This is a genomic window from Rhodopila sp. (genome assembly GCF_035548235.1).
Taxonomy (GTDB): domain Bacteria; phylum Pseudomonadota; class Alphaproteobacteria; order Acetobacterales; family Acetobacteraceae; genus Rhodopila.
The window spans coordinates 1-2,397 of the sequence record NZ_DASZTJ010000081.1 but is presented as its reverse complement, the minus strand read 5'-3'; the positions used below and the strand labels follow the sequence as shown (position 1 = coordinate 2,397).

Sequence of the window (2,397 nt, the reverse complement as noted above, 5' to 3'; positions counted from 1 at the left end):
CGGGTCGGCGGGCCAGGCAAGCTACGCCGCCGCCAACGGGACGCTGGCCGCGATCGTGCGCGCCCGTCGCGCGCGGGGGCTGGCGGGGCTATGCGTGGACTGGGGACCCTGGGCCGAGGGCATGGCCGCGGAAGACCGCGTGCGGCGGCGGTCTCTGGGTCTGATGCCGATGGAGGCCGGCGCCGCTCTCGCGGCCATGCAGGCGTTGCTGGACAGCGGCGCCGTCCAGGCGTCCGTCCTGCCGCTGCGCTCCTGGAACGCCTTCTTCGGCGCGCATCCGCGCATCGGCGACGATCCGTTCTTCGCGACGCTCCGTCCGGAGCAGGTATCGTCCGAAACGATTTCGTCCGACGGCATCGTCGCGCAGCTTCGCGCCATGCCGGACCAGGCGCGCCGCCGGGCGTTGCTGCAGCATCTGCGGCTGGCCCTGGCGACGGTGCTGGGGGCCGATCCGCAAGCCCACGTCGCCCCCGAAACGCCGTTTCAAGAGCTTGGGCTCGACTCACTGATGTCGGTGGAATTGCGGAACCTGCTCGCCAAGGCGTTCGACGTCGCGCTGCCGCCGACGCTGGCGCTCGACTACCCGACGCTCGCGACGTTGTCGGATCACATCATGCAGCAGCTTTTCCCGGCCACTGTCCCGGATCGGTCCGACGACATCGCCGCGATCGTCGCCATGTCGGACGCCGAGGCCGAGGAATTGTTGCGTCGGGAACTGGAGGGTCTCGGTGTCTGATCCCGCTGCCCCTCTCAGCCCGGTCAAGCAGGCGCTGGTGGAAATCCGGCGGCTGCGGGCGCAACTGGCGGAGCGGCAGGCCCGCGACGCCGAACCCATCGCCATCGTCGGCGCCGCCATACGCTTCCCCGGCGGCATCGCTCGGCTGGACGATTTCTGGTCCCTGCTCGCCGACGGCGCGCACGCGATCACCGAGGCGCCGCCGGGACGTTGGCGCGAAGATCGCGCCGCCGGCACCATCCGCCGCGGCGGCTTCGTCGACGGCATCGACCGGTTCGACGCCGCGTTCTTCGGCATCACGCCCCGTGAAGCCGAAAGCATGGACCCGCAGCACCGCATCCTGCTGGAGCTGACATGGGAGGCGCTGGAACACGCCGGCATCCCGCCCACCAGCCTGTCCGGCACCCAGGCGGGCGTCTTCGTCGGCCTGTCCAACAGCGACTATGGCCGCATGCTGCTGGAGCGGACCGAGGACATCGACGCCTATTCATCCTTCGGCCTCGCCGAATCGATCGCGGCGGGGCGGCTGTCATATGTCCTCGACGCCAGGGGACCCAGCCTCGTCGTCGACACCGCCTGCTCATCGGGGCTGATGGCGGTCCATGTCGCCTGCCGGAGCCTCGCGTCGGGCGAGTCGAGCCTCGCCGTGGTGGGGGGCGCGAACCTGATGCTGGCGCCGGAGGTGACGCTCAGCTTCAGCAATGCGCGGATGCTGTCCGCCGACGGGCAGTGCAAGACGTTCGATGCGGACGCGGACGGTTACGTGCGCAGCGAAGGATGCGCCGTCGTCATCCTCAAGCGCCTGCGCGACGCGCAGGCCGACGGCGATCGCGTGCTGGCGGTGATCCGGGGTTCGGCGGCCAATCATGATGGCCGCAGCGCCGGGCTGACGGCGCCGAACGGACCGGCGCAGGCCGCCGTCATCCAGGCGGCGCTGCGCAACGCGAAACTGGCACCCGCCGACGTCGACTACGTCGAGGCACACGGCACCGGCACGCCGCTGGGCGATCCGATCGAGGTCCAGGCGCTTGCCGCCGCCTATGGACCGGGCCGCGCCGCCGACAAGCCGCTGCTGGTCGGGTCCGTCAAGACGAATGTCGGGCATCTGGAGGCGGTCGCGGGCCTGGCGGGCCTGCTGAAGGTCGTGCTGTCGCTTCGGCACGACAGGCTGCCGATGCATCGCAACGTCTCGGCGCTCAACCCCCGCGTGGCCTGGCATGACCTGCCGGTCTCCGTCGTCACGGCCGCTCGGTCCTGGGCGCGCACCGAACGGCCGCGGCGGGCAGGCGTCAGCGCGTTCGGTTTCTCGGGCACCAACGTCCATGTCATCGTGGAGGAGGCGCCCACCGCGGTCCGCGGGACCGAACCGCCGGTGAACCGGCCTGAGCTGTTCCTGCTGTCCGCCCGTTCGCCCGAGGCGCTGCGGGCGCTCGCCGCCGATTATGGTGCGTGGCTGGACCGGAGCGACGCTCCGCTGGCCGCGATCTGCCATGCCGTTTCCGTTTCGCGGTCGCATCATCGCCATCGCCTGGCCGCGATCGTCCGCGACCGGGCCGAGCTCGCGGCGTGCCTGCGGAATTGGTGCGACGGCCTCGCCGACGGCCGGATAGTTTCCGCAGAAACCGAGCAGCCGGCGCCGCAGGTCGGGATATTCTGTCCTG

Annotated in this window: 2 protein-coding genes; both read left to right on the top strand. The window is 71.0% G+C overall.

Annotated elements, in window-relative coordinates:
* Positions 1 to 736 (top strand): beta-ketoacyl reductase (locus VHB27_RS06565; protein WP_325598442.1); only part of this gene is annotated, 736 nt, incomplete at its 5' end.
* Positions 729 to 2,397, top strand: a 1,669-nt coding sequence (locus tag VHB27_RS06560) for a type I polyketide synthase (RefSeq protein ID WP_325598440.1), incomplete at its 3' end; no start/stop codon positions are given. The genes VHB27_RS06565 and VHB27_RS06560, both read left to right, overlap by 8 nt.